Source organism: Francisella halioticida (genome assembly GCF_002211785.1).
GTDB classification, from domain to species: Bacteria; Pseudomonadota; Gammaproteobacteria; order Francisellales; family Francisellaceae; genus Francisella; species Francisella halioticida.
Map to the genome: position 1 here is coordinate 875,016 of NZ_CP022132.1, position 24,596 is coordinate 899,611.

Sequence of the window (24,596 nt, forward strand, 5' to 3'; positions counted from 1 at the left end):
CTCAATAATCATTTTTTTTGATGCAATTATTTTTTGTGGATCTCTTCCATATTGGGATTTCTATGCTAAAAAAATTTCTACATGGAAAAAAAGAGTATGTGTATCCCCTGAGTTTTTGGAGATATATGGAGAGCCTAACACTCCTGAAGATTTGAAAGATTTTCCATGTTTAGATCATTCTGAGAATTTTAAAGAAAGTTGGATATTAGATAAAGAATATAGTATAAATTTACTACAAAAGTGTTCGTCTTCAAGTTTGTTAGCACAAATGGCAATCAATTCACTAGGAGTTACTTACTTGCCATCATTTACAGTTGATAAGTATATTAAAGAAGATTTAGTAGTCGAGATCCTAAGTAAATATACAACTGAAGAATATGATATATATTTAATCTCTAAAAAACCTTTTTCTAATAGTATAAAAATACAGGAGATACTTAAAATTATAGGTTAGTTTAAATATAGTATTTAAATCTATTTTGACACAATAATAATTCCACGAGGCTTATGTGATGAATAGTCTTTAGCTTGTATAGCTTTATATAAGTCAGATGTTTTGATCCATGCTGGAGGATATTTATATCTAGCAACATCCATAAGTAGCCACATATCTTTAGTCGGATTATATGCTGCTAATGGAGAAAAATGACCTCCACCTTTAGCTCCCATATCTGCACGATTATAATTAACTATAATATATTTGCCTTCATTCATGCTACTTAGAAGTTTATTTTTAAATGCTTTTTCATTCTTAAACTTATCTGCATGAAATACTATAGCATGAGCTTTTGCACCTATTGTATTTTGTTGATTAATTATTTCTGCTGTTTGCTCCATAGTAAGGCCATGAAAATAAACAAGTGCAGGCACAATTTGTTCTTTAATAAGGTTTATATTATAAAAAATATTATTTTGGTCAAATATTGAATATTGCATATGCGCAGGAGCTAAAGCCGGTTGTATCCCTAAAGCATTAAGTACCATGACATCGGAAGCTGGTCCACAAAAAGATACGCCATTTTCTGTAGTAAAATATTTTGCAAGTTGCCAATATTGTTGAGAATATTTCGCTGGAGCAGATTTTAGCAATTTCTGACCCTCTACACTAGAGAAAGCTATTACATTACTTGGTAGAGTTAATGGTTTTGCATAAAGGTTTGTAGAGACCAATGAGATAAATGCAAAGATTAGTGTTATGATTTTTTTCATTTTTAAACTTATCATTAATTATAAAATTTAAAATTTAAAATTTAAATTATTTAATCATATACAAAAAAATATGTAAAGTGTTCTGGCTAACTTTACCTTTACCAGATATCAATAAAATTTGGCGGGATTAGTTATAACTGTGATAACATTTCTTAGTACTAAGTCAAAAAGGAAATTATTTTGATTTCAATAGGAAAATATAACAATTTAAAAGTTTTAGATAAGAATACACACGCTTTAATTTTAGATGCTCTAGAGTTGGGTAAGGCAACATTACCAATATTAGAGCTTAACGATATCCCTGAGGTTGGAGATAATCTAGAAGTATTTTTATATCATAATTCAAAATTAGAACTTTTAGCAACAACTAAATATGTACCAACAATAGGGCAAGTTGCTTACTTACAAGTTAAAAATCTTACAAAAATTGGTGCTTTCTTAGATTGGGGATTAGATAAAGATTTATTTGTACCACTGGCTGAGCAACATCGACCTTTTGAAATAGATAAATCATACCTTGTCTATTTATATTTAAATAAAATTAATGGTCGAGTAACTGCATCATCAAAAATTAATAAATTTATAAAAGATTATGCAGGTGATGATTTAAAACTTAACCAAGAAGTAGATCTTATAATTGCGAATTCTACACATATTGGCTATAAAGCAATTATAAATAATCTTTACTGGGGAATAATCTATGGTTCCGAAGTATTTAAACGATTAAGTTTTGGACAGTCTATAAAAGGCTATATTAAAAATATTCGTGATGATGGGCGTATAGATTTATCATTACAATTAATACATAAAGATTTAGATAAAAATGCGGCACTTATAGAAAAATACCTTATTGATCATGAAGGTTCAGCAGCATTTAATGATAAGTCAAATCCAGATGATATAAAAAGAGAATTTAGTATTAGCAAAGCGGCATTCAAAAGAGCTATTGGAACTCTCTTAAAACAGAAGAAAATTTTAATAAAAGATAATGGTATATATTTAAATATACTACCCCAATAAATTAAACAATATTTTCAATTATTTAGTTCCCATCTAAGCCGCCCGTTTTTCCAATAAGTTATCGTAATAAAATTCCATAGGTTTTTTATAATTGATAGACTCATGAAATCTTCTATTATTATAAAAATCGATATAATCATCCACATCGTTTCTTAGTTCAACAATGCCAGGATATTGATTTAAATAAAATCTCTCACATTTAGCACTTCTCCAAAATCTTTCGATGCAAATGTTATCAGTTGCTCTACCTTTACCATCCATAGATATAGTAATTTTTTTATCCAATAATGTTTGGATATGAATGTTAGATGTGTACTGGCTACCTTGATTAGTGTTAAATATTTCTGGTACTCCATATTTAAATAACGCTTCTTTTAACACACTAGTTGTTAGATGTGTATCCATAGTATTAGAAATCTTCCAAGCTAGTGTTTTCTTGCTATGCCAATCTATTATGGCTACTAAATATGCATACCCACATTCTAGTCTAATATACGTGATATCAGCACTCCATACCTTATTAGCTTTATCTATAACAACCTGATTCGTCTCATTTTTAAATACATTAAGTAAGTATGGATATTTCTTGTGTTGCTTATTAATGACAGTTGTCTTTTTTTTAGGATACAATGCCTTAATACCCATGAATTCCATAGCACTTTTGATTAGCTTCCTTCCAACTAGAAATCCTAATCTATTTAGCAACTTTACTAGCCTTCTCGTACCATAATATGGATGTTTAGTATGTATCAAATCTATTGTATTTAATAGTCTAATATCATCATTACTACTAAATTTTTATATTGGTGTATAATAGTACACACTCTTAGATACAGATAATAGTTTAAGCTGATTATTTAAAGATAATTCTAGCTTAGTATCTACAGAGTTTACTCTATCATTTGATGATACCAAGCTTTTTAGCTTTCCCATTAAAAAATGCCTCTCTACTATTACCTCGATTAGTTCTTTACTTGTTGCATCTTTATCTTTTCTAAGCTCATCTATTTCCTGCTTATACTCCTTAACAACAGAGCTTTTATCAAATGCTAAGCAAGCATTAGATAAAAATTGCTGCTTCCAATTATGCACGTTTTTAGGAAGTAAATCATACTTACTTGCTATCTCATTAACTGTCATATCGCCTTCTAGCAATTCTATAATTACTTTAGCTTTAAAATCAGCTGTATACGTTACTCTTTTTTTACTCATTTATCTATTTCCTAATTTATCTAGTTAAGTTTAACATCTAGGAATAAAAATCTTTCTAAAATCAGTAGCTTTTTCTGGGGACATTATAATCTTTATTTGGATTAGGGTTTCCATTTGCTAGTTGACTTAGATGTTCCCAGTCAAAATCGACACCATCACCACCAAGTTTTAATAATTCAATAACCTGATTAACAAAACTGTCTATTTGATCATCAGTGATAGTCTGCTGTAAGTCAGACCAGCCACCTATTGCCCAGATAAATTTTCCATTATTCTCATGTGTTAGTTTGATTAAATAATCAATACGGACTCTTTGCCAGTTATAACTATTGTCCCAAGAATTCTTATAATTCCCCATAACTTTTAAAGTATCTGATCATACCCTCCTATTTGGGACACTTAGGTGTTAAGAAAAGGAGACAAGATGAGATATACAAAAGAGTTTAAAGATGAAGCTGTTAAATTATGTTTACAACCAGATGCAAATAGACGATAAATAGCAGATAATTTAGGGGTTAAATATAAAACCATTTGCAGTTGGATATCCAAAGCCATGTCAAACCCTCAGAAAGAAATAAAGATAGATTATAAAACGCAGTACCAGCAACTATCTTTTGAAAATACTGATTTGAAGAAAAAACACAAACAGGCAGAAACAGAGCGTGAAATACTAAAAAAGTCAGCAGCGTACTTTGCAAAGCAAAATCTGTAAGGTACGCCTTTATTAAGGAGCATTATAAAGTTATGCCAGTAACAACACTATGTAAATCTTTGAATGTGAGCACATCTTCATATTACAGATGGATTCATAAACCTATAGGTAAAAGGCAATATAATGATGCTGAACTAGATGATGCTATTTTAATGAACATAAATCTAGATATGGAAGTGTTAGGATATACAAAGAGCTTAAAGATATGGGTTGGAAAGTTACTCAACCTAGAGTATCTAAACGTATGAAATTACTTGGTTTACATGCTAAAGCGGCTCGTAAGCATAAGAAAACTACAGATTCTAACCACAACAAACATGTTTCTGATAATTTATTAGAACAAAACTTCACTGCTTTATCTGTAAATCATAGGTGGGTTACAGATATAACTTATGTACCTACACAAGAGGGGTGGCTGTATCTTTGTGTGATTATAGATTTATTTTCAAGATCAGTTATTGGTTGGGCAATGGATTCTAGGATGAAAGCGGATTTAGTTTGTAATGCTTTAAATATGGCATTATTTAGAAGAAATTTTCCTAGTGGTGTGATTATACACTCTGATAAAGGGTCACAGTACTGTAGCAAACAATATCAAGACATTATTAAATAACACTGGCTACTATCAAGTATGAGCTCTAAAGGATGCTGTTACGATAATGCTGCTTGTGAAAGTTTCTTTGGAACTTTAAAAGTAGAGTTAGTACATGATGAAAGCTATAAAACTAGAGAAGAAGCTAAACTATCAATATTTGAATATATTGAAGCTTACTATAATACAAAAAGGAGACATTCTACAATAAATTATATGACTCCATATCAATTTGAATATATAATGGAAAATGAAGTAGTAAACTGTCCCAAATTGACGGGGTAGATCAGTCTGCTCCAGCCATACTTTCATTTATATATTTACCATTCCACTTTATATCACGAGGGTTGTCTGGGTTTGGGCTAGGATCAAGAGTTAAGAATGAATATAAAATATGAGTATATGGAGCTATTTCTTCTGCGCTACCTTTATAATTATTACTTTTCACACCTGGTTTCCAGTTTTCCCAGTAACCTATAACTTTTCTGTTTACTTCAATAGGAGCACGTTGCTCAAATAATACTGAAATATTTTGATTATTCTGATCAGCTGTGAAAGAGCTAGGTGATGTAGTTATTTTATATCCAGAAACAGCAGCAACAGTGATAGTCCAAATATTATTATCTTTAGGTATTTGAGTAGACACAGAAGAGTTATTGTTCAGGTCAATAGTTTTGGTATCGCCATTATTATTAGCTAGAGTTAAAGTAGTTGATTTACCATCGGGTAAGCCATCCACAGAGATAGTTACATTTTCAGTAGGAATAGCTTTTTTATCAAAGTTAACATCAATGCTTGAAGTATTAAAATTATAAACAGCTACAGAATAAGTTTTACTAGGAGTATAATTATATCCATTAGTAGTAAAGCTATCTAGAGTTAGAGTGTAAGTAACATCATTTTCAGAAGATGGGATATGATCTAGAGTAAGAGATTTATTTACTTCGATGTTACCACTATTAACAATATTTCCGTTTGAATCTGTTAATGTATATGAGGTAGTATGATTCCCACTGACATCAGCACTAGTATTGATCTTAATAGAACCTTCTTCAGCAGGTTTAGGAGCTGTATATTCTACAGAAACAGTTTGTGAGCTATTTTTAGCAAGAGTAAATGAAGCAGGACTAGCAGCGCCAGTAGCACCATCGATAGCAGGAGTGCTAACAGTAAGATCAGAGGAATCTCCTACTACCACTTCTAAGTTTGTAGTAGATCCCCCATTGAGCATCTTTAACTTCAGCTACTTTGGCGCTATTTTTAAGGATTTGAACATCAGCTAATTTACCATCTGCTATAAAACTAGGTTTAGCTGGAAGGACGATAGATACTGTACCTTTTCCTTGCTCAACTACAGGGCTTTCATTTTTCCAAACTCCCCATTGACCAGATTGACTAGGGTTTTCACCTTGAGTCCACCATTTAGCAGTATAAAGATTACCATCATATATTGCTTGGGAAGGTTTACTACTATCACTTGGGTTATAGACAGTATTAGAATTCCACTCTTGGACAGAGTCTCCTGGAGTAGGAGTAGGGTCGCTACCAGTTACTTTCCAAGCATCACTGTCCCAACTTTGCTTATAGGCTGCTATTTGACACCATCCTGAAGCAGGCCAACCTTTACATTCATAGGTTTTACCATTATCAGTTACAGTAGTTCCTGCAACATAAGATGATAAGTCACTAGTTGACCATGGAGATATTTCTGCTGCATTTAGCATGGAAACTCCACCTAAAGCTATTAATGTTGCTAAAATTGATTTTTGCATATTTTTATCCTTATTTATCTACGTTATAAAATTAGTTATCTAATTAAGTCTATATAAACTATCTAAGATATGTTTTATTAAAGATTAATAAGGGTTGTTAGAAATTAACAAGTATTAAAGTTATGTTTTGCTATTAAGTGATTTTAGTTATAATTATTTGTTAACTTTTTTACGAGCTTTATCTTTTGCATGTTGCTTTTTTAATTTATTTATTTTAGCAAGTTTTTTAGCTTCATCGCCAACATGAGAAAATCCTCTTTCTGCTGCTAGTTGCGATTGTTTCTCACGTTCTGTAAAACGAGATTTTTGCTTTTCTGTGGCTTTATCATAGCAATAATGACAGCTTATTCCTTTAATATATTCAGGACGTTTTTTATCATTTTCTGTAATTGGCATACGACAAGCAAAACATTGATCATAATCTCCTTTCTCTAGGTCGTGATTTACAGCTACTCTTGAATCAAATACAAAACATTCACCTTGCCACATTGATTCTTCTTTTGGAACCTCTTCTAGATATTTTAATATTCCACCTTGTAGATGGTATACTTCATCAAAACCTTTAGCTTTCATTAATGCTGTGGATTTTTCACATCTGATACCACCTGTACAAAACATGGCTACTTTTTTATGTTTTTTAGGATCTAAATTATTATCAACATACTTAGGAAATTCGCGGAAGTTTTCTGTATGAGGATTTACAGCATTTTCAAAAGTTCCTATTTCTATTTCATAATCATTACGAGTATCTATAAGAAGTGTTTCTGGATCTGAAATTAAAGTATTCCAATCCTTTGGCTTTACGTATTTACCGCATACTTTATTTGGATCTATTTCATTGATACCTAAAGTAACAATTTCTTTCTTAAGCTTAACTTTTGAACGATAAAATGGCATATCTTGGTGATATGATTCTTTATAATCAATATCTTCTAAACGTGGGTCAGACTTTAAGTACTCTAATAAACTATCTATATTTTGACGAGCTCCTGCAACTGTACCATTAATTCCTTCATTAGCTAGAAGTATTGTTCCTTTAACATTATTTTTTATCATTACATTTAGAAGAGGTTGGCGCATAGCTTCAAAATCATTTAAAGTGACAAATTTGTACATTGCACATACAACTATCTGTGACATTTATTCCTCAGAAATCAAATTTATATAAGTAGAGTTTGATATTATACATTATGTTGTAAATATTAAAATGTTTTTGATATTATGCTTATTTAGGTCAACTTAATATATTTTGTGTATTTTTTATGAATAATTTAAAAGATGATAATAAGAGTATAAAAATTAAAACTAAACAACTTCTAATAAATTCAGGACTTAAGTTTTTTGGAGAGTATGGGCTTGATGCAACATCTACAAGGATGATTGTTGAACATGCTAATGTAAATATATCAGCAATTAAATATTATTTTGAAAGTAAAAAAGGTTTGTATTTTGCTGTTGTTGAGCAAATTATTGATAATATTAGAGCTAATAATTCTGAAGTTATAAAATCTATAAGACAGAAATTTCAAGATGGAAATATTTCTATAAAAGATTCCAAAAAATTATATAAGACTCTTTTATTAAGTATGGCTGAGATTTTAATAGGTAATAGCAAATCTCAAGATTGGGCGAGGATCATTATGAGAGAACAGGCTAATCCAACTGAGGCATTTGATATTATGTATGATAAGTATATGAAACAAATACAAGAAATATCGATCAAACTGAGTTCTATTTTTTATAATTGCTCAATAGTGGAGCCAATACTTATTATTAGACTGCAAATAATGTTTGGTCAAGTGCTTAGTTTTGTAGTTGCTAAAGAGAGTTTTTTGCGCGCATCAGTTCAAAAAGATATTTTGAATGTAAAAAAACAAATCATTAATCAGCTTTCAATATGCATAGATTCTATAATATCAACGCCTATATAAAAAACTTTATACTTTTTTAATCAATCGTTTGATTTAATTTATATTTATATATATAGTTAACATATTAGATCCTCAATATATAATATAGCTATGGATAGTTTATTAGAATCAATAATTCTTTCTTTCTCTGGCTTTTTATCAATAGGATCAATAGTTTTGGTGCTGTTACTGTTGATTTCAAACCAAAGTATAAGACAAGCATTAACATTTGTATTAGGGTATATTTTTGGATATAGTTTTATTGGAATTATTTATGTTTATATAGGTTCAAAATTTGTTAAAGACGGTAATTTGATACCATCGAGATTTTTTGTAATTATTGGAGTGCTTTTAGTCTATATCGGTATAAAAAACTTTTTTAAGAAAAAACAAGACAAGCAAAAAGAAGCAAAAATATTTAAATTGATAAGAAGGTTAACTGCTAAAAAAGCATTTATATTTGGGTCACTAATAACTGTAATTAATATCAAAAATTTAGCTATATTTATATCGATAGTTTCAGTGGTCAATAATATTGAAGCTAGAGTTTTTCTAAAAATATCTATTGTAATAATAGATATATGTATATTTTGCTTGGCTATGATTATATTGATTTGTATAAGAATTATTTTAAGAAATTTAGCAACAAATATTTTAGTCAAAATAAAAATATGGATTGATAAAAACTCAGTTCAAATAGTTATATTTTTTACAGTTTTATTTGGATTATATTTTATATTTAAAGCATTTTAAGAGGAATTTAGCATGAATAACAAAAATTTGACAATTAACTTTTCAGAGGTATGTTCTAAAGATATTGACATCGTAGGAGGAAAAGGGGCAAATCTTGGTGAGATGACACAAGCTGGATTTTCAGTTCCTGAGGGATTTTGTATAACGACAGAAGCATATGACATTTTTGTAGAATCTTTTGGCTTGATACAAGAATACTATAAGAAATTAAGTAGCATTGGTGAAGATATTGAGGCAACTAGAGTTATAGGTAAAAAAATACGTGATAGTTTAATGAGTTTAGAAATTCCAGAATTTATAGAAGATTCTATTATATCCTCTATTAAAAAATTTGGAGTTGATTGTACTTATGCTATTAGATCTAGTGCTACAGCAGAAGATCTTCCAGAGAACTCCTTTGCAGGGCAGCAAGATGATCATACCCTCCTATTTGGGACACTTAGGTGTTAAGAAAAGGAGACAAGATGAGATATACAAAAGAGTTTAAAGATGAAGCTGTTAAATTATGTTTACAACCAGATGCAAATAGACGATAAATAGCAGATAATTTAGGGGTTAAATATAAAACCATTTGCAGTTGGATATCCAAAGCCATGTCAAACCCTCAGAAAGAAATAAAGATAGATTATAAAACGCAGTACCAGCAACTATCTTTTGAAAATACTGATTTGAAGAAAAAACTCAAACAGGCAGAAACAGAGCGTGAAATACTAAAAAAGTCAGCAGCGTACTTTGCAAAGCAAAATCTGTAAGGTACGCCTTTATTAAGGAGCATTATAAAGTTATGCCAGTAACAACACTATGTAAATCTTTGAATGTGAGCACATCTTCATATTACAGATGGATTCATAAACCTATAGGTAAAAGGCAATGCTGAACTAGATGATGCTATTTTAATGAACATAAATCTAGATATGGAAGTGTTAGGATATACAAAGAGCTTAAAGATATGGGTTGGAAAGTTACTCAACCTATAATGTCCCCAGAAAAAGCTACTGATTTTAGAAAGATTTTTATTCCTAGATGTTAAACTTAACTAGATAAATTAGGAAATAGATAAATGAGTAAAAAAAGAAACTTAAGAAAGCAGAAACAGAGCGAGAGATTCTAAAAAAGGCAGCGGCATACTTTGCAAACCCAAATACGTAAGGTATGCCTTTATACAAAGTCATAGAGATGTTATGGCTATAACAACATTATGCAAGACTTTGGGAGTAAGTACTTCTGCTTACTATAGGTGGATAGATAATCCTATAGGTAAAAGGCAACTAAATGACTATGATTTGGATCTGGCTATTATGCAAATATTTAATGATCACAAATCTAGATATGGTTCTGTTAGGATTTATAGGGAATTTAAAAGATAAAGGCTGGAAAGTAATACAACCGAGGGTATCAAAACGTATTAAATTATTAGGTTTACAGGCTAAAGCAAGTAAGAAATACAAAGTTACAACAAATTCTGATCATGACAAGAAAGTAGCGGGTAATTTACTTGATCAGGATTTTGATGCTCAAGATATTAATCAGAAATGGGTTACTGATATTACTTATATCCCTACCCAAGAAGGATGGCTATATTTGTGTGTAATTATAGATTTATTTTCAAGAGTAGTTATAGGTTGGTCAATGGATAAAAGAATGAAAGCAGAGATAGTATGTAATACTTTAAATATGGCCTTATTTAGAAGAGATTTTCCTACCGGTGTTATTATTCATTCTGATAGAGGTACACAGTATTGCTCAGAGAAATTTCAAAATCTCATAAGTGATAATTGGTTATTATCTAGTATGAGCTCTAAAGGATGCTGTTATGATAATGCTGCTTGTGAAAGCTTCTTTGGAACTCTAAAGGTAGAGTTAGTGCATGATGAAAAATATAAAACTAGAGATGAGGCTAAATCTTCAATCTTTGAATATATTGAGGCTTATTATAATACTAAAAGGAAGCATTCAACTATAAATTACATGACTCCCAGTCACTTTGAATATATAATGAAGAATGAAGTTAACAACTGTCACAAATTAGCAGGATAGATCACTATCTTAGGATATGGGCAAATGAGAATATTTAAAATGTTAGTTAGATATTCGTACTAAAAAACAACTCAGAGTCTAATTTTATAAATGTAAACTGTCCCTGTTATTCAATACCACTTTATAAAATATTTTTATTCCTTGCTTTTATGCAGCATCTAAAATACCAGAATATACTTCATCAGGAGTCATATATCCAATACTAGAATGTAGTCTTTCATTGTTGTAAATATCAATATATTCTTTGATACCTACTTTAGCCTCTTTCATAGTTATATATGATGCCGGATAAACATTTTCATATTTCAGTGTTCTCCAAAATCTCTCAATTGCAATATTATCTATAGATCTTCCTTTAGCATCCATAGATATATTTATTTTATTATCAGATAATATTTTAATATGCTCTTTTGCTGTATATTGAGTTCCTTGATCAGAGTTAAAGATATCAGGTTTACCATATTTAAATAACGCTTCTTTTAACACACTAGTTGTTAGATGTGTATCCATAGTATTAGAAATCTTCCAAGCTAGTATTTTCTTGCTATGCCAATCTATTATGGCTGCTAAATATGCATACCCACATTCTAGTCTAATATACGTGATATCAGCACTCCATACCTTATTAGCTTTATCTATAACAACCTGATTCGTCTCATTTTTAAATACATTAAGTAAGTATGGATATTTCTTGTGTTGCTTATTAATGACAGTTGTCTTTTTTTTAGGATACAATGCCTTAATACCCATGAATTCCATAGCACTTTTGATTAGCTTCCTTCCAACTAGAAATCCTAATCTATTTAGCAACTTTACTAGACTTCTCGTACCATAATATGGATGTTTAGTATGTATCAAATCTATTGCATTTAATAGTTTAATATCATCATTACTACTAAATTTTGATATTGGTGTATAATAGTACACACTCTTAGATACAGATAATAGTTTAAGCTGATTATTTAAAGATAATTCTAGCTTAGTATCTACAGAGTTTACTCTATCATTTGATGATACCAAGCTTTTTAGCTTTCCCATTAAAAAATCCCTCTCTACTATTACCTCGATTAGTTCTTTACTTGTTGCATCTTTATCTTTTCTAAGCTCATCTATTTCCTGCTTATACTCCTTAACAACAGAGCTTTTATCAAATGCTAAGCAAGCATTAGATAAAAATTGCTGCTTCCAATTATGCACGTTTTTAGGAAGTAAATCATACTTACTTGCTATCTCATTAACTGTCATATCGCCTTCTAGCAATTCTATAATTACTTTAGCTTTAAAATCAGCTGTATACGTTACTCTTTTTTTACTCATTTATCTATTTCCTAATTTATCTAGTTAAGATAAACATCTAGGAATAAAAATCTTTCTAAAATCAGTAGCTTTTTCTGGGGACATTATAATGAAACGAACTATTTGATATTTCGTGTCCTAAATATATCTAATAAAAATTGATATTATACTCTTCATAAATTTAATGAATAGCTAGAATAGTATTGATTGAAAAAAATATATTTTAAAAATATACTGAATTCTATAAGTCATAATATTTATAGCTTTTTATTTATGAAACATAAAGTAGTATGGGGATGGGTAGCAGCTCTTACTGTTGTTATTATTTGGGGATTAACTGGAGTAGTTTCTAAGCCTTTATCTCAAGGTATAGATCCTATTAACTTAACATTGTATAGATCGATTACATCTATTATAGGGTTAGGAGTTATTGTTTGGTTGGCATCTAAAAAAGAATCTCTATCTAAAGAGCTTGGTAGTTCATTAAAAATAGATAGCTTTAAAAGTTTATTTTTATTATTTTTTTGTGGAGTAGTTGGTCAAGGATTATTTACTTATTTTAATTTCTTATCACTTAAACATATAGGTGCTACAGAAAATATGGTTGTTCAAGGAATGCAGCCTTTTGCGACAGTCTTATTTGGAGTAATTTTTTTTCATTTTAGAATGAAGTTTAGACAATGGATAACATTATTTATAAGCTTACTTCTTGTTATTTGGATTACCATTAGTACAAATGCGGGGACTAGTGAACAGCAGGACAACTATATTTTAGGATATCTTTTTGTAATATTATCAATGTGTTCATTGGCATTTACAGCTCATTTGAGAAATCACTTGGCAAAAAAGTTTGGTTCTGGAATTTCTATGTTTTATCAATATATAGGAGAAGCCTTTATGTTTATGATAATTATCATAGTATTGAAACATAGTCTTAGTGATTTTAAAATAATATTATTTAATCCATTGTTATTATTCTTGCTAATATTTTTGGGTGTAGGCATATCTGGGATCAGCTATTTAATCCAATTATATTCGTTTAAATATATTACTGTTGAAAAATCCACAATGACGCTTAATCTAATGCCATTAGTGGGATATATATCAGCTATAATTTTATTTGGAGAAATAGCCACATATTCAATTACAATTGGGATAATACTATTAGTTATAATGCTATATATTTTTAATAAAGATAATTAAATGTCATTGTACCTTAATAAAAGTAGAGTCTATATATGGTTTTTATTTTTTAAATCTAATCACCGATTATATATCAGATAATTTTAGAAAAATATGTTAAATTAGTTAATATTTAAAGTTTAAGAGTCAAAAAATGCAGTATATTTCAAAGGAAAAGATCAAAGTTAGTCAAGCATCAAATGGACAGAATATATTTATAGAAAAGATCATAATAAAAGGTACTAATCCTAAAGCTCCAAGTGTATATGTACAAGCAAGTATGCATGCTTCAGAGTTACAAGGAAATATAGTAATGATTGAGCTATTAGAATATTTTAAAAAGCATCAACCCGAAGGTGATGTTTTTTTAATTCCACAATGTAATCCTATTGGTGCTGATAATTTTATAGGGGCAGGACATCAAGGCAGATTTGACTCTGCAACAGGGGATAACTGGAATAGATATTATTTCAATCCTGAAATAAATTATAAGGCATTCGTGACAGAGCATATAAATTCTTCAGTAGCTAAATATAAAAAAGCGTTTGAGAGGCTTTTAGCTGAAGCTATTGATAAAGAGCTTAAACAGGAATGGTTTTTATCAAGAGCAAAGCGACTCAATTATACTGTTCAGAAAGAAGCTCAAAAAGCAGATTATGTTTTAGATTTACATACTGATACAGATGCTACAACATATATTTATACTCCTGAATTTGCTAAAAAAACAGCAGAACTTTTTGGTTATAAGCATACACTTGTGATTCCTAATGAATTTAGTGGAGCATTAGATGAAGCAATTTTTGTACCATGGTGGAGGCTTCAAGAAGAGTTTAGAATACAAGGCAGACAAGAAGATGTAATTAAAGAATGCTTTACATTAGAGTTAGGTTCTGAAGAATATATTAGCTTTGATGATGCCATTACGCAGACTCAAGGAGTATTAAACTACTTAAAATCTAAAAATATTATTGATTCACCTTTTAATATAGATAGATTGCATAGTGATATAATTCATCATGACATTTCTAATTACAAGCCTATTCGAGCAATTGAAGGTGGATTATATGAGTGGTTTGTAAAGGCTGGTGATTGTTTTAAAGCAGGTGATATTGTTGGTCAATATATACAAACTTCAACAATGGAGGTTAAATCTCTTAAGTTTCCTTTTGGAGGGACAATAATTAGTATTCATATAAAAGGAGCTGTTTGTCAAGGAACACAGCTTTTAAACTTAGCTATCCACTAATAAAAGATTGTTTGACCTTTATTTGATCTAGTTTTCATAAACCTTACTAAATGTTTCTTTTATTGATAGAATATAGGCGTTATTAGATTAACTTATTCTATGAAATGACCAAAAAATATTTTTCAATTATCGCAATATTGTTTTACTCAACTTCTTTTGCAAATATATATGAGTCAAATAATAATGGGGTGCCAACTTTCTCAAACGTCAATACAAAAGGAGCTAGGCAGGTAAATATTCAAAAGCCTGAGATAGTTAATTCATATAATCAACTATCTAATACTCCGTCTGTAGATGGTTATAAACAAGGAAATAATGAAATTGTCTGGAAGAATCAAAGGTCTTCTTCCAGAGATGAAGAAAAATCTGGAAGGGTCACTAGAAAACTTTGCAAGAGACTATAGAAGTCAGGACCAACCAGGAAGATAAAACTTTCTTCTTGGAGATCATTTTATTTTAAGATAGGAGTATAAAATATTCCTATAAAAGTGAAAACTGAGATTCTTCTTTACGTTTGTCTTTGCATCGAGCATTACGTTTTTGTTGAACTGCTTGTGATAACATTTCAAGCATTTTGATAGTATCATCAAAATCAACACATTTATCTGTAACACTTTGACCATATGTTAATAGTTTTTTGTTTATATCTTGATTTCCGGCAATAAGGTTGCTTTCTATCATTACACCAAAGACGTCATCCCCTGTTTTAATCTGTTCACAAATATCAGCTAACACAGAAATTTGCTTGGTATGATCTTTTTGGCTATTTCCATGACTACAATCAATCATTATTTTTGTATCTAAATCAGCTTTTTTAAGCTTAGCAATACAACTCTCAACATCCTTTTTACTAAAGTTTGGCCCAGAAGCACCACCACGTAAAATCACGTGACCATTTTGGTTACCTTTAGTAGCAAATATTGCTGTTGAACCTGATTTTGTAGTACTTAAAAAATGATGAGGATACGTAGCAGATTTTATAGCATCTACAGCTACTTGTACATCGCCATTTGTAGCATTTTTAAAACCTATAGACGCTGAAAGACCAGATGCTAATTCTCTATGTACTTGGCTTTCGACAGTTCTTGCTCCAATAGCTCCCCAAGTTATTAATTCTGCAAAATATTGAGGAGTTATAACATCTAGAAATTCAGTGGCACATGGTAGTCCCATATTTGTAATATCTGATAATAATGTACGAGCAAGTCTTAGCCCTTTATTTATGTTATATGAGTTATCAAGATCAGGATCATTCACGAAACCTTTCCAACCAATAGTAGTACGAGGTTTTTCAAAATATACTCTCATTATAATTAGTATATCCTTTTGAAATTTTTTAACCTGATCTTTTAATTTCTTTGTATATTCAATAGCAGCGTCAATATCGTGGATAGAGCAAGGACCCACAATCACAGCGACTCTATCATCTTTTCCATGAATAATATCAGCTATTTCTTTACGAGAGTTTTTAACTGTTTCAAAAGAAGTTTTTAGAAGAGGAATATCTTGAATTAGAACTTCTGCTGGAATTAATACTTTTTCTTTTTTTATGTTTACGTTAGAAACTTTATCAAAGTTTTTATCACCTATCATTGACTTAGATATCCTTATAATATTTTATTGTATTTTTTATTTTCTTTTACCCAAAAGACCAGGAATATTCCCCATGCCTTGCATAGCTGACATACGTTTCATCATATTTGCCATGCCACCTTTTTTACCAACAACACTCTTCATCATCTTTTTCATTTGAGTATGTTGTTGTAGTAGTTTATTAAGATCTTGAATAGTTGTTCCAGAACCTTTTATAATTCTCTGCTTTCTACTATGCTTGATGAGGTCAGGCTTCTTACGCTCAAGAGGAGTCATTGAATCAATGATTACTTCAATTTTCTTAAACATATCATCACCAGCATTTCCAGGAAGAGCTGCCGGCATATTGGGTAGTTTAGACATGATAGAGCCTACACCCCCCATTTTTTTCATTTGAATAATCTGTACTTTAAAATCTTCTAAATCAAAGTTTTTACCACTCTTTAATTTTTTTGTAAGTTTTGCAGCAGATTTTTTTTCGGTCTTTTGTTCAATATTTTCAATTAAACTAAGAACATCTCCCATTCCTAAGATTTTAGAAGCGACTCTATCTGGATAGAAGGGTTCTAAAGCATCTGTTTTTTCACCAACACCTAAAAATTTAATTGGTTTACCTGTAATTTCTCTAATTGATAGAGCAGCACCACCTCTAGCATCACCATCAGTTTTAGTTAGAATTACACCAGTTAGCTCTAGAGCATCATTGAATGCTTTAGCCGTAACAGCTGCATCTTGACCAGTCATACTATCAACTGTAAAGAAAGTTTCGATTGGATTAGCAATTTTATGAATTTGCTTAATCTCATCCATCATATTTTCATCAATATGTAGCCTACCAGCAGTATCAATAATAAGTACATCAGCGAGCTTTGTTTTTGCTGATTTGATTGCTTCTGTAACTATATAATCAGGCTTTTGACTTATATTTGATTCAAAAAAATCAATATCTAAACTATTTGCTAATATTCTTAATTGGTCAATAGCAGCAGGGCGATAAACATCGGCACTGACAACCATAACTTTTTTCTTATATTGTTCTTTTAAATATTTAGCGAGTTTCGCTGTAGATGTTGTTTTACCAGCACCTTGTAAACCAGCCATCAAAATAATGGCAGGAGGCTGTGTTTTTAAATTTATAGGTACTGCTTCTTCACCAAGAGCATTTTCTAATTCTTTTTTTACAAAAGATATAAATGTTTGATCTGGAGTTAAACTTTTTCTAACTTCTTCTCCTATAGCTTTTTCTTTGATATTAGCTATAAATTTTTTAACAACGGCTAATGCAACATCCGCTTCTAATAGTGCCACTCTAATATCACGTAGAGCTGACTGGATATTTTCTTCTGTGAGAGATGTTTGTCCTTTTATTTTTTTAAAAGAGGACTGTAACTTATCTGATAAACTAGTAAACATATGCTTATAAGCTTTCTAAACTCTTTATGAGTAAATTACTACAATAAGCGAGATATTAACATTTTTAACTGCAATATACTATCTAACAAATAACACTTATCAATATTATTAATAATAATATTAAACAAATAAGTACATATATGTATTTTTTTCTTTTACGAAAAATATTAACTCTAAAAGAATTCTTAATATTGGTGAGATAATAATAAGCAAAATACCAATATTTATTAGTTTGAGTGACAAATTAGGGTCTTGAATAATTCTATATATGGCGCCTAAGGTTAGGGCTATTATAGCCAGACTTAGATTAAATTTTAATACTTTGTATATAATTATATTTTTCATTTTGTCACAGCTATTAAATATTAGTTTATTAAAATTATTTAATCATCTTTTTACAATAAAATACATTTTAAAGCTAGCTAGTGTATAAACTTATTTAATTGTTGTTTACTCGAAGGATTTGAGATGATATAACTAAGGCTATAAACGTTTAAATTTAAAGGAGATACTTATGAAAGAAGTTGTAATTTTAGGTGCAGGTAGAGTTGGTTCTCTAACTAGTTGTTTACTAGTAGAAAGTGGAGATTATATTGTTCATTTAGCTGATAGAGTTATCCCTAATAATAAACCAGTTTTAGAAAAAAACGTTGAGAACTTAATATATGTTGAGTTAGATGCTGCAAATTCAATAGACTTAGAAAAATATATAAAAACAAGTAATATAAAAACGGTTATATCTTGCTTACCGTTTTTCCTTAATAAAAATATAGCTAAGCTAGCAGGGGAACTCAAAATAAATTATTTTGACTTAACTGAAGATGTTGAAGCTACTAATTATATTAAAGATATAGCAAGTAATGCTAAAGATAATTTTTTTGCTCCACAATGTGGTTTAGCACCAGGATTTATTAGTATTATTGCAAATGATCTTATGCAAGAGTTTGAATTAATTGACACAGTGCGCATGAGAGTTGGAGCATTGCCATTGAATGTATCAAATACTCTTCAATATGGACTTACTTGGTCAACAGAGGGCTTAGTAAATGAGTATGCTAAACCTTGTGAAGGGATTGTGGATGGTGAAAAAAGAGTATTATCTCCCATGTCAGACGTTGAAGAGATAAAAATAGATGGTCTTACCTATGAGGCTTTCAACACCTCAGGAGGAGTTGGATCAATGATAGAGACTTATGCAGGAAAGGTCAGAAATATAAACTACAAAAGTATGCGCCATCCAGGACATTGTGAGAAAATAAAGTTTTTGATGCAGGATATGAAGCTTGGTGATGACTTAGATACTATGGTTAGAATAATGGAAAATGCAATACCTAGAATCAATCAAGATATAGTGTTAATTTATGTATCTGTAGATGGCATTCGTAAAGGAGTAAAAGCAGAACGACATTTTGCACAGAAATATCCATCAAAGGTAATGTTTGCTAAACATTTTTCTGCTTTACAATTAACGACAGCAACTAGTCTATGTGTGAGTATTGACTTATTACTTAATGATAAAAATAAATCTAGTGGTTTTATTAATCAGGAGTCAATTTCTTTAGAAAATTTTTATAATAATCTATTTGGAAAGTATTATAAAAACTCAGGACTTTTGGTACAAGCTGATTAATTTAAACATAGGAAAAATAGATGAGTATTTTAAAAGATTTAAATTTAGAAAAATATATTACTAATGATACAAATAATACTATAGAAACATTCAGCCCAGCAAATGGAGAGCTTCTAGCTAGAATTAAAAACCAAGGTGTTAACGATATGCAAGATGCTATTAAAAGGGCTAAAGCAGTATCATTAGATTGGCGTAAATTTACAGCCCCAGCTCGTGGCGAACTGGTTAGGCTAATAGCAGAAGAGTTGCGTAAAAATAAAGATTCTCTAGGTAGTTTAGTTTCTTTGGAAATGGGTAAATCTAAACAAGAAGGTGATGGGGAAGTTCAGGAAATGATAGATATGGCAGATTTTGCTATTGGTCAAGCACGTATGTTATATGGCTTGACTATGCATTCTGAACGACCTGAACACAGAATGTATGAACAATGGCATCCTTTAGGTGTAGTTGGTGTTGTTTCAGCATTTAATTTTCCTGTAGCTGTATGGTCATGGAATGCTTTTATTGCTGTCATATGTGGTAATACTGTAATCTGGAAGCCCTCGGAGAAAACTCCACTGTGTGCTATTGCCGTACATAATATTTGTCAAAAAGTAATTAAAGAAAATAATTATCCTGAAATATTTCAAACTGTAATATCCAGAGATATTGATGTCTCAAAAGCTATGGTTGATGATGAAAGAGTAAATTTAGTATCATTTACAGGATCTACTAGAGTTGGTAGAGAAGTAGGACAGCAAGTAGCAAAGCGTTTTGGGAAGTGTATTTTAGAGCTTGGTGGTAATAATGCTACAATCATTGATGAATCAGCTAACCTTAAAGTTGCAATACCAGGAGCAGTTTTTGGCGCAGTAGGAACTGCTGGACAAAGGTGTACAACTTTACGTCGTTTGATGATACATAGTTCTATTTATGATCTAGTTAAAGATAAAATGGTCAATGCATATAAACAAATTAAAGTTGGTGATCCTTTAGATCAAGCAAATCTTATGGGACCTGTTATTGATCAAGCTTCTGTAGATAATTTTTTAAATACAGTATCTAAAGCACAGGAGCAAGGCGGTAAGCTTTTGTCGGGTGGTAAAAAAATCGATAAGGCTGGATTTTTTGTTGAGCCAACTATTATTGAAGCAAACAAAAATATGCAAGTAGTAGCAGAAGAAAATTTTTGCCCTATTTTATATATTATGCCATTTGATACTCTTGAAGAGGCTATAAAGTTAAATAACTCTGTAGATTATGGATTATCAAGTTCAATTTTTACAGATAATTTACAAAATGCAGAAAAATTCTTATCTAGTTTAGGTAGTGACTGTGGTATTGCAAACGTAAATATTGGTACTTCTGGGGCTGAAATTGGCGGCGCTTTTGGTGGTGAGAAGCATACTGGAGGAGGACGTGAAGCCGGATCTGATGCTTGGAAAGCATATATGCGTAGGCAAACTAATACTATTAATTATGGTAAAGATTTACCATTAGCCCAAGGTATCAAGTTTAACTTAGAGGAGTAGTTGCTTATGAGCATTGATATTTTAGAAAAATTGTGGAGTCAATATATGACAGATAATCCTCATGCAAAAGATATCTATGATCTTTTTGTAAATAATGGTGAAAATCCTGAAAATGATCATATTGCTTTAAGAACTTTATCGGATGATAGAATAAATATCTATAAATTAGCGCAAGCATTTATTTCTAAAGGATATAAGGTCTGTAATGACTATGACTTTGAGGTGAAAAAGTTAAAAGCTATACACCTTGAACATAGTGATGAAAATCAGCCTAAAGTTTTTATTAGTCAGCTTCTTATAAAAGAATTTTCTGATGAATTGCAACAGACGCATAACAAATGTATTAATTCAATTCCAGAAGATTTAATTAACAATCCAGAGAAACTTTTGTTATCAGGTGTAAGTTGGCAAACTAGCTATGAAGTATATAAGAAGCTACTTGATGAATCTGAATATGCGGCTTGGTTTTATGCTTTTGGTTTTAGGGCAAATCATTTTACAGTTTTTATCAATCAGCTTAAAAACTTTAATGAAGTTTCTGAAGTTAACTATTTTCTCAAGAAAAATGGTTTTAAACTGAATTCTTCAGGTGGCGAAATTAAAGGCTCACAAGCCAACTTGTTAGAGCAATCAAGTACAATGTCAGGACTAGCAAAAGTTGATTTTTATGATGGCAAGAAAGATATTCCATCTTGTTATTATGAGTTTGCAAAGCGTTATAAAGATAGTGATGGAAAACTATACCAAGGCTTTGTTGCTAAATCTGCTGATAAAATATTTGAAAGTACTAACATAAAATAACTTTATTCGATTGTCACACTAGCGGATTCACTATTTTACTAAATTAGAAATTATAATAAAGTTTTACATATTTAGACTTAAATTTTCTATGTTAAAAGAATTATTAACACCTTTAAAATAGCTTAACATACTATTAATTTGTTTGTAGATACTGTATAGTATTTTCAAATTTTTCAAGTAGTTTGGTTAATGTTTTACACTCATATAACGTGAATGTTTCTTCTATTAAAGGACAAGCAACAGAAACCATTGTATCTAAAGCATCTGATAATTTATTCACTCCAATACTTGTTATATCAATAAATATTACACGTTTGTCTTTATTAGAACGTTCTTGTTTAATAAGTCCACGTGAAGCTAACCGTTTTATTATTTTTGTAGTACCACCATCAGTAAACAATAATTTATTTGAAATATCGCTCATACGTATTTTGCCTTCATGCTTATATACTTGAGCTAATACTTCTTTTTCAGAAAGAGTTAAATTACATTTTTCTGTTAAAGATAAGTTTAATTTTCTACGAATTTTAGTTGCTTGTAGTAGTAATAAATGGGAAAGTTTGATTTTGGGTAACTTTTTTTGTGGTGGAAGTTTAAGCTGTAGTTTATTGTTTATTACTATTTAATTACATTTTACATAATACAAGTATAGCAATAAATTTTCTATATTTAAGGCTTATTTGATCCATATAAATATATAATACCCCATGAAATTTTAACAACAATTTTGAGAATTTAGTTCCTAAAGTAGCTAAACTATAAATGAGCAATTTAGGATAAATGTAAATGAGTAATAAGAGAAAAATATATACCGTTAAATTTAAGACTAAAGTTGTCTTGGAAGTATTGGGGAAAGATCAAACAATCACACAGTTATCAGTAAAATATAATATTACGCCCAAAAACATAAATAATTGAAAAACAGCCTTTTTAGAAAATGCTGAGTTGGCAATGGATCCATCCAAATCAGTATCACAATATAAAAAAGACAATGCAAAGCTTCAAACCAAGATAGATCAGTATTCTAAGAAGGTTGGACAACTAACAATTGAGAAGGAATTTCTTGAGGGAAAGCTCGTAAGCTTGGGATTATCTGATAGAAAAGCGATGATTGATCCTAAGCATAAATTATCTGTTGTAAAACAAAGTTGCTTATTAGAAGTTTCTAGAGCTGGTTTATATTACAAGCCTGTGGTTAACGAACATAAAGAAGAAGTAAAAGCAAAGCTTATACAGATACATGAGGAGATTCCCTGCTACGGCTATATAAAAGCTCATAAGCAATTAATAGAAGATGAGTTTAGCATCTGTGAGAACACAGTACAAAAGTATCGTAAAGAGTTAGGCATCAAAGCTATATTGGCGGTGAAAAAACCAAACTTAAACTTATCTGAACCTAACAAAGAGCATGCTATTTATAGTTACAAACTAAAAGGTTTAAGCATATTGAGACCTAATCAAGTTTGGTCTACAGATATTACATATATTAAGACTGATGCTGGCACAGTTTATATGGCAGCTATTATTGATTGGTACTCTAAGGCTGTACTAAGTTGGGAGATATCCAACACTATGGATAGTAGTTTAGTTATGAAAGTTTTAAATGAAGCTCTGTATAAATATGGAGTACCAGAAATATTTAACACTGATCAAGGTAGCCAGTACACATCTAACATTCATATCCAAACATTATTGGATAAAAAAATTACTATATCTATGGATGGTAAAGGTAGAGCAACTGATAACATTTGCATCGAAAGATTTTGGAGAAGTGCTAAATGTGAGAGATTTTATTTAAATCAATATCCTGGCATTGTTGAACTAAGAAACGATGTGGATGATTATATAGATTTTTATAATAATAGAAGATTTCATGAGTCTATCAATTATAAAAAACCTATGGAATTTTATTACGATAACTTATTGGAAAAACGGGCGGCTTAGATGGGAACTAAATAATTGAAAATATTGTTTAATTTATTGGGGTAGTATAGTTCAACTGCTTCTACCATATATGTCTGAGGGAGGTGGAATTATTATTACAACCAGTGACACTCATGATCCAGAAGTTATACCAATGGCAAAAGGTCCAACATCTCTTAGCTCAACAGAGTTAAATACTTTAGCTAATGGAGGTCCTTCTGAAAATGCAATGAGAGTATATGCTACTACTAAAGCTTGTAATTTGCTTATGGCACGTTATCTTGTAAAATATGATCTTTGTCGATCAAATCATATCCAAGTAATTGCTTATAACCCGGGTGCAACTTTAGGTACACAATTAGGTCGTAATAGGCCTAGGTTTCAAAGATTTTTAATGGAAATTTTTGGCTTTATTATTCTTAAGAGTGTTGGTTTATTTAACCCTGCTTTTTGTCCTACTCATCTTAGAGTAGCAGGGCGAACATTAGCTGACTTATATTGGGGAGTATCACTCTGCCAGAGGGTCAAATATATGCTTCTATGGTTAAAGGAATATTAAGATTCCCAAACCCTTCTAAGTTTATACAAGAAAATGATGTAGCATGCACATTTCTTTGGGAATCAACTGAAAGAATGATTGCTGAAATAACTTTATTATGAAAGAATATACAAAGATAAGATACAACGTTAATTAAATCAGAAGTAAATATAACATCAATTTTAGTACTGTATTTTTCTTACTAGTCAAAGTAAGTTATAGATTAATAATTATGCTAGAACTATA

At 30.4% G+C, this 24,596-nt stretch carries 29 protein-coding genes and 2 pseudogenes; 19 read left to right on the forward strand and 12 right to left on the reverse strand.

Annotated elements, in window-relative coordinates; translation table 11 throughout:
- The first annotated feature begins 73 nt into the window (after nt 1-73).
- Nucleotides 74-454 (forward strand): LysR substrate-binding domain-containing protein, encoded by a 381-nt coding sequence (locus CDV26_RS04755; protein ID WP_245806552.1) that lies wholly within the window; start codon nt 74-76, stop codon nt 452-454.
- A gap of 20 nt (nt 455-474) precedes the next feature.
- Here the strand turns inward: CDV26_RS04755 and CDV26_RS04760 are convergent, their stop codons facing one another.
- Nucleotides 475-1,209, reverse strand: a complete 735-nt coding sequence (locus tag CDV26_RS04760; protein WP_169709715.1) for a phytochelatin synthase family protein — start codon at nt 1,207-1,209, stop codon at nt 475-477.
- Nucleotides 1,210-1,389: 180 nt separating this feature from the next.
- Here CDV26_RS04760 and CDV26_RS04765 point away from each other — a divergent pair, with 180 nt between their 5' ends.
- Nucleotides 1,390-2,229, forward strand: a complete 840-nt coding sequence (locus CDV26_RS04765) for a CvfB family protein (RefSeq protein ID WP_088772315.1) — start codon at nt 1,390-1,392, stop codon at nt 2,227-2,229.
- A gap of 33 nt (nt 2,230-2,262) precedes the next feature.
- Here the strand turns inward: CDV26_RS04765 and CDV26_RS12965 are convergent, their stop codons facing one another.
- The 3 genes and pseudogenes from CDV26_RS12965 to CDV26_RS04775 all read right to left on the reverse strand — a co-directional run.
- Nucleotides 2,263-2,982 (reverse strand): IS3 family transposase, encoded by a 720-nt coding sequence (locus tag CDV26_RS12965; RefSeq protein ID WP_245806509.1) that lies wholly within the window; start codon nt 2,980-2,982, stop codon nt 2,263-2,265.
- Between the two features lie 45 nt (nt 2,983-3,027).
- Nucleotides 3,028-3,441, reverse strand: coding sequence for a transposase (locus CDV26_RS12970; RefSeq protein ID WP_245806510.1), 414 nt, complete (start codon nt 3,439-3,441; stop codon nt 3,028-3,030).
- Nucleotides 3,442-3,529: 88 nt separating this feature from the next.
- A pseudogene (locus CDV26_RS04775) lies at nt 3,530-3,817 on the reverse strand (hypothetical protein); the annotation flags it as partial.
- A 177-nt stretch (nt 3,818-3,994) separates the two neighbouring features.
- Between CDV26_RS04775 and CDV26_RS12035 the strand changes: the two are divergent.
- From CDV26_RS12035 to CDV26_RS04785, 4 genes are read left to right on the forward strand one after another with little or no spacing between them, the layout of a single operon-like run.
- Nucleotides 3,995-4,153: a hypothetical protein gene (locus tag CDV26_RS12035; RefSeq protein WP_157671466.1), complete on the forward strand. Its 159-nt coding sequence runs from the start codon at nt 3,995-3,997 to the stop codon at nt 4,151-4,153.
- 32 nt (nt 4,154-4,185) lie between these two features.
- Nucleotides 4,186-4,401, forward strand: a complete 216-nt coding sequence (locus CDV26_RS12040) for a hypothetical protein (protein WP_088771820.1) — start codon at nt 4,186-4,188, stop codon at nt 4,399-4,401.
- Nucleotides 4,359-4,766, forward strand: coding sequence for an IS3 family transposase (locus tag CDV26_RS04780; RefSeq protein WP_088773452.1), 408 nt, complete (start codon nt 4,359-4,361; stop codon nt 4,764-4,766). The genes CDV26_RS12040 and CDV26_RS04780 overlap by 43 nt, the downstream gene beginning before the upstream one ends.
- An 18-nt stretch (nt 4,767-4,784) precedes the next feature.
- The gene (locus tag CDV26_RS04785) at nt 4,785-5,030 is read left to right on the forward strand and encodes an IS3 family transposase (RefSeq protein WP_088771625.1); all 246 of its coding nucleotides are present in this window, start codon (nt 4,785-4,787) and stop codon (nt 5,028-5,030) included.
- 1 nt (nt 5,031) lies between these two features.
- On the opposite strand, the gene CDV26_RS12975 is transcribed toward CDV26_RS04785, so the two are convergent.
- From CDV26_RS12975 to trhO, 3 genes are all read right to left on the reverse strand, one after another.
- A complete protein-coding gene (locus tag CDV26_RS12975) occupies nt 5,032-5,976 on the reverse strand; it encodes a hypothetical protein (protein ID WP_245806511.1) in 945 nt (314 codons plus the stop codon).
- Entirely contained in the window at nt 5,921-6,517 is a 597-nt protein-coding gene (locus CDV26_RS12980; RefSeq protein ID WP_245806512.1) for a carbohydrate-binding protein, read from the reverse strand. Before CDV26_RS12980 ends, CDV26_RS12975 begins: the two co-directional genes overlap by 56 nt.
- A gap of 153 nt (nt 6,518-6,670) precedes the next feature.
- Nucleotides 6,671-7,657 carry an oxygen-dependent tRNA uridine(34) hydroxylase TrhO gene (gene trhO / locus CDV26_RS04795; RefSeq protein WP_088772317.1) on the reverse strand — a complete coding sequence of 329 codons (987 nt, stop codon included), beginning with the start codon at nt 7,655-7,657 and terminating at the stop codon, nt 6,671-6,673.
- Nucleotides 7,658-7,779: 122 nt separating this feature from the next.
- On the opposite strand from trhO, the gene CDV26_RS04800 reads away from it, so the two are divergent.
- The 5 genes from CDV26_RS04800 to CDV26_RS04815 all read left to right on the forward strand — a co-directional run bounded on the left by CDV26_RS04800 (nt 7,780) and on the right by CDV26_RS04815 (nt 11,217).
- The gene (locus tag CDV26_RS04800; RefSeq protein ID WP_088772318.1) at nt 7,780-8,448 is read left to right on the forward strand and encodes a CerR family C-terminal domain-containing protein; all 669 of its coding nucleotides are present in this window, start codon (nt 7,780-7,782) and stop codon (nt 8,446-8,448) included.
- Nucleotides 8,449-8,538: 90 nt separating this feature from the next.
- Nucleotides 8,539-9,180 carry a GAP family protein gene (locus CDV26_RS04805; RefSeq protein WP_088772319.1) on the forward strand — a complete coding sequence of 214 codons (642 nt, stop codon included), beginning with the start codon at nt 8,539-8,541 and terminating at the stop codon, nt 9,178-9,180.
- Nucleotides 9,181-9,192: 12 nt separating this feature from the next.
- Nucleotides 9,193-9,630, forward strand: coding sequence for a PEP/pyruvate-binding domain-containing protein (locus CDV26_RS04810; RefSeq protein ID WP_088772320.1), 438 nt, complete (start codon nt 9,193-9,195; stop codon nt 9,628-9,630).
- Between the two features lie 143 nt (nt 9,631-9,773).
- Nucleotides 9,774-9,932 carry a hypothetical protein gene (locus tag CDV26_RS12045; protein ID WP_157671347.1) on the forward strand — a complete coding sequence of 53 codons (159 nt, stop codon included), beginning with the start codon at nt 9,774-9,776 and terminating at the stop codon, nt 9,930-9,932.
- 559 nt (nt 9,933-10,491) lie between these two features.
- The gene (locus CDV26_RS04815) at nt 10,492-11,217 is read left to right on the forward strand and encodes an IS3 family transposase (RefSeq protein ID WP_157671468.1); all 726 of its coding nucleotides are present in this window, start codon (nt 10,492-10,494) and stop codon (nt 11,215-11,217) included.
- Between the two features lie 147 nt (nt 11,218-11,364).
- Here CDV26_RS04815 and CDV26_RS04820 read toward each other — a convergent pair whose 3' ends face one another.
- Nucleotides 11,365-12,534, reverse strand: coding sequence for an IS3 family transposase (locus CDV26_RS04820; RefSeq protein ID WP_088772322.1), 1,170 nt, complete (start codon nt 12,532-12,534; stop codon nt 11,365-11,367).
- A 186-nt stretch (nt 12,535-12,720) separates the two neighbouring features.
- On the opposite strand from CDV26_RS04820, the gene CDV26_RS04825 reads away from it, so the two are divergent.
- Together CDV26_RS04825 and CDV26_RS04830 are read left to right on the forward strand one after the other, a co-directional pair.
- Nucleotides 12,721-13,716, forward strand: coding sequence for a DMT family transporter (locus CDV26_RS04825; RefSeq protein WP_211276383.1), 996 nt, complete (start codon nt 12,721-12,723; stop codon nt 13,714-13,716).
- A gap of 259 nt (nt 13,717-13,975) precedes the next feature.
- Entirely contained in the window at nt 13,976-14,941 is a 966-nt protein-coding gene (locus tag CDV26_RS04830; RefSeq protein WP_338029168.1) for a succinylglutamate desuccinylase/aspartoacylase domain-containing protein, read from the forward strand.
- Nucleotides 14,942-15,421: 480 nt separating this feature from the next.
- On the opposite strand, the gene CDV26_RS04840 is transcribed toward CDV26_RS04830, so the two are convergent.
- The 3 genes and pseudogenes from CDV26_RS04840 to CDV26_RS13955 all read right to left on the reverse strand — a co-directional run bounded on the left by CDV26_RS04840 (nt 15,422) and on the right by CDV26_RS13955 (nt 18,292).
- A complete protein-coding gene (locus tag CDV26_RS04840; protein ID WP_088772326.1) occupies nt 15,422-16,534 on the reverse strand; it encodes a 3-deoxy-7-phosphoheptulonate synthase in 1,113 nt (370 codons plus the stop codon).
- A 36-nt stretch (nt 16,535-16,570) separates the two neighbouring features.
- Nucleotides 16,571-17,947, reverse strand: a complete 1,377-nt coding sequence (gene ffh, locus CDV26_RS04845) for a signal recognition particle protein (protein ID WP_088772327.1) — start codon at nt 17,945-17,947, stop codon at nt 16,571-16,573.
- Between the two features lie 82 nt (nt 17,948-18,029).
- Nucleotides 18,030-18,292 (reverse strand): annotated as a pseudogene (locus CDV26_RS13955) (DUF1634 domain-containing protein).
- A 169-nt stretch (nt 18,293-18,461) separates the two neighbouring features.
- On the opposite strand from CDV26_RS13955, the gene CDV26_RS04855 reads away from it, so the two are divergent.
- Genes CDV26_RS04855 through CDV26_RS04865 form a run of 3 tightly spaced genes read left to right on the forward strand, consistent with a single transcriptional unit; the run spans nt 18,462 to nt 21,889 of the window.
- Nucleotides 18,462-19,577, forward strand: a complete 1,116-nt coding sequence (locus CDV26_RS04855) for a saccharopine dehydrogenase family protein (RefSeq protein ID WP_088772328.1) — start codon at nt 18,462-18,464, stop codon at nt 19,575-19,577.
- A gap of 20 nt (nt 19,578-19,597) precedes the next feature.
- Nucleotides 19,598-21,088 carry an L-piperidine-6-carboxylate dehydrogenase gene (gene amaB / locus CDV26_RS04860; RefSeq protein ID WP_088772329.1) on the forward strand — a complete coding sequence of 497 codons (1,491 nt, stop codon included), beginning with the start codon at nt 19,598-19,600 and terminating at the stop codon, nt 21,086-21,088.
- A 6-nt stretch (nt 21,089-21,094) separates the two neighbouring features.
- Nucleotides 21,095-21,889: a DUF1338 domain-containing protein gene (locus CDV26_RS04865; protein ID WP_088772330.1), complete on the forward strand. Its 795-nt coding sequence runs from the start codon at nt 21,095-21,097 to the stop codon at nt 21,887-21,889.
- Nucleotides 21,890-22,022: 133 nt separating this feature from the next.
- Here the strand turns inward: CDV26_RS04865 and CDV26_RS13960 are convergent, their stop codons facing one another.
- Nucleotides 22,023-22,511 (reverse strand): MarR family winged helix-turn-helix transcriptional regulator, encoded by a 489-nt coding sequence (locus tag CDV26_RS13960; protein WP_088772331.1) that lies wholly within the window; start codon nt 22,509-22,511, stop codon nt 22,023-22,025.
- Between the two features lie 164 nt (nt 22,512-22,675).
- On the opposite strand from CDV26_RS13960, the gene CDV26_RS13540 reads away from it, so the two are divergent.
- The 3 genes from CDV26_RS13540 to CDV26_RS04880 all read left to right on the forward strand — a co-directional run bounded on the left by CDV26_RS13540 (nt 22,676) and on the right by CDV26_RS04880 (nt 24,371).
- Nucleotides 22,676-22,807 carry a transposase gene (locus CDV26_RS13540; RefSeq protein WP_169709716.1) on the forward strand — a complete coding sequence of 44 codons (132 nt, stop codon included), beginning with the start codon at nt 22,676-22,678 and terminating at the stop codon, nt 22,805-22,807.
- Between the two features lie 33 nt (nt 22,808-22,840).
- Entirely contained in the window at nt 22,841-23,833 is a 993-nt protein-coding gene (locus CDV26_RS04875; protein ID WP_088771983.1) for an IS3 family transposase, read from the forward strand.
- 70 nt (nt 23,834-23,903) lie between these two features.
- Nucleotides 23,904-24,371 (forward strand): Rossmann-fold NAD(P)-binding domain-containing protein, encoded by a 468-nt coding sequence (locus CDV26_RS04880; protein WP_088772332.1) that lies wholly within the window; start codon nt 23,904-23,906, stop codon nt 24,369-24,371.
- Nucleotides 24,372-24,596 lie beyond the last annotated feature (225 nt).

Coding starts and splice junctions, on each gene's coding strand:
- CDV26_RS04830 (WP_338029168.1), top strand. CDS start 13,976: ATGCATGCTTCAGAGTTACAAGGAAATATAGTAATGATTGAGCTATTA.
- CDV26_RS12975 (WP_245806511.1), bottom strand. CDS start 5,976: ATGCTCAATGGGGGATCTACTACAAACTTAGAAGTGGTAGTAGGAGAT.
- CDV26_RS04780 (WP_088773452.1), top strand. CDS start 4,359: ATGGGTTGGAAAGTTACTCAACCTAGAGTATCTAAACGTATGAAATTA.
- CDV26_RS04875 (WP_088771983.1), top strand. CDS start 22,841: ATGGATCCATCCAAATCAGTATCACAATATAAAAAAGACAATGCAAAG.
- trhO (WP_088772317.1), bottom strand. CDS start 7,657: ATGTCACAGATAGTTGTATGTGCAATGTACAAATTTGTCACTTTAAAT.
- CDV26_RS04810 (WP_088772320.1), top strand. CDS start 9,193: ATGAATAACAAAAATTTGACAATTAACTTTTCAGAGGTATGTTCTAAA.
- CDV26_RS12035 (WP_157671466.1), top strand. CDS start 3,995: ATGTCAAACCCTCAGAAAGAAATAAAGATAGATTATAAAACGCAGTAC.
- CDV26_RS12970 (WP_245806510.1), bottom strand. CDS start 3,441: ATGAGTAAAAAAAGAGTAACGTATACAGCTGATTTTAAAGCTAAAGTA.
- CDV26_RS04865 (WP_088772330.1), top strand. CDS start 21,095: ATGAGCATTGATATTTTAGAAAAATTGTGGAGTCAATATATGACAGAT.
- ffh (WP_088772327.1), bottom strand. CDS start 17,947: ATGTTTACTAGTTTATCAGATAAGTTACAGTCCTCTTTTAAAAAAATA.
- CDV26_RS12980 (WP_245806512.1), bottom strand. CDS start 6,517: ATGCAAAAATCAATTTTAGCAACATTAATAGCTTTAGGTGGAGTTTCC.
- CDV26_RS13540 (WP_169709716.1), top strand. CDS start 22,676: ATGAGTAATAAGAGAAAAATATATACCGTTAAATTTAAGACTAAAGTT.
- CDV26_RS04880 (WP_088772332.1), top strand. CDS start 23,904: ATGTCTGAGGGAGGTGGAATTATTATTACAACCAGTGACACTCATGAT.
- amaB (WP_088772329.1), top strand. CDS start 19,598: ATGAGTATTTTAAAAGATTTAAATTTAGAAAAATATATTACTAATGAT.
- CDV26_RS04820 (WP_088772322.1), bottom strand. CDS start 12,534: ATGAGTAAAAAAAGAGTAACGTATACAGCTGATTTTAAAGCTAAAGTA.
- CDV26_RS12045 (WP_157671347.1), top strand. CDS start 9,774: ATGTCAAACCCTCAGAAAGAAATAAAGATAGATTATAAAACGCAGTAC.
- CDV26_RS04785 (WP_088771625.1), top strand. CDS start 4,785: ATGAGCTCTAAAGGATGCTGTTACGATAATGCTGCTTGTGAAAGTTTC.
- CDV26_RS04840 (WP_088772326.1), bottom strand. CDS start 16,534: ATGATAGGTGATAAAAACTTTGATAAAGTTTCTAACGTAAACATAAAA.
- CDV26_RS04805 (WP_088772319.1), top strand. CDS start 8,539: ATGGATAGTTTATTAGAATCAATAATTCTTTCTTTCTCTGGCTTTTTA.
- CDV26_RS12040 (WP_088771820.1), top strand. CDS start 4,186: ATGCCAGTAACAACACTATGTAAATCTTTGAATGTGAGCACATCTTCA.
- CDV26_RS04855 (WP_088772328.1), top strand. CDS start 18,462: ATGAAAGAAGTTGTAATTTTAGGTGCAGGTAGAGTTGGTTCTCTAACT.
- CDV26_RS04760 (WP_169709715.1), bottom strand. CDS start 1,209: ATGAAAAAAATCATAACACTAATCTTTGCATTTATCTCATTGGTCTCT.
- CDV26_RS04815 (WP_157671468.1), top strand. CDS start 10,492: ATGATCACAAATCTAGATATGGTTCTGTTAGGATTTATAGGGAATTTA.
- CDV26_RS04800 (WP_088772318.1), top strand. CDS start 7,780: ATGAATAATTTAAAAGATGATAATAAGAGTATAAAAATTAAAACTAAA.